Origin of the sequence: Mesorhizobium sp. M7A.F.Ca.CA.002.05.1.1, assembly GCF_003998335.1 — a bacterium.
Lineage (GTDB): Bacteria > Pseudomonadota > Alphaproteobacteria > Rhizobiales > Rhizobiaceae > Mesorhizobium.
In genome coordinates, this window is sequence record NZ_RZQI01001392.1 from 1 (window position 1) to 952 (window position 952).

The window sequence follows — 952 nt, forward strand, 5'->3', positions numbered from 1 at the left end:
CAGGCAGGAACGAGAATTCCGGATGCACCGACGACCATTGGCGCAGGATTTCCGCGTAGGGACGCGGATCGGCGACTTCGTCGGCGGCAGCGCCGGCGAAGTGGTCGGCGGTGACATTGCGAATGCAATTGCCGCTGGTCTGGATGGCATGCATCTCGACACTTGCGAGATCCGCCAGGATCGCCGGAATATCAGACAGCGCCGGCCAGTTGAACTGGATGTTCTGGCGGGTGGTGAAATGGCCATAGCCTTTGTCGTATTTGCGGGCGATGTGACCAAGCATGCGCAACTGCTTGCCGTTCAGCGTGCCGTAAGGCACCGCGATGCGCAGCATGTAGGCATGCAGTTGAAGATAGACGCCGTTCATCAGCCTCAAGGGCCGGAACTGGTCCTCGGTGATCTCGCCGGCAAGACGACGCTGCACCTGGTCGCTGAACTCGGCGACGCGGGCTTGGACAAAATCGTGGTCGAACTCATCGTAACGGTACATGCTTGGTCTTTCAGGGCGCGTCCGCCCATGCCTGGTGTCTTGGTTATGCTGCCCGCGCAGCCTGCTTGCCGAGATCGTTGCGAATGGTCGGGCCGGCAGCGCGGATCTTCTCGCGCAGCCGCACCGGTTGGACGACACCGTTGACGACTTCAGCGTCGATCAAATTGACGTCGACCACTTCGTTGGCGGCATAGGCCTTGGCGCCGATCGCCTCGAGCCTATCCTCCGCTGCCTTGTCATCGGCGAGGTCGGCATGGTCCACCGTCTCCGCCCAGCCGCCATCGGCGTACCAGACAGCAATGCCGTCGGTGAGGCGGTTGGCGGTCAGTATCTTCATGGCTGAACTCCTTCGGCGATCGAACTGGACGCACCTTCATGCCTGTGTGCCGCCAGCGGCTCGGATCGCTCAAAATTGGCGCCGGCGACCGCATCGCCGATGATGGTCATGACCGGGCCGGAAAG

1 protein-coding gene and 1 pseudogene are annotated in these 952 nt (G+C 62.0%); both read right to left on the reverse strand.

Annotated features, from left to right (window positions below; all coding sequences use genetic code 11):
* A pseudogene (locus tag EN939_RS35825) lies at positions 1 to 490 on the reverse strand (nitrite/sulfite reductase); the annotation flags it as partial.
* Positions 491 to 533: 43 nt separating this feature from the next.
* Entirely contained in the window at positions 534 to 827 is a 294-nt protein-coding gene (locus tag EN939_RS35830; RefSeq protein ID WP_127272018.1) for a DUF2849 domain-containing protein, read from the reverse strand.
* Positions 828 to 952: the final 125 nt, after the last annotated feature.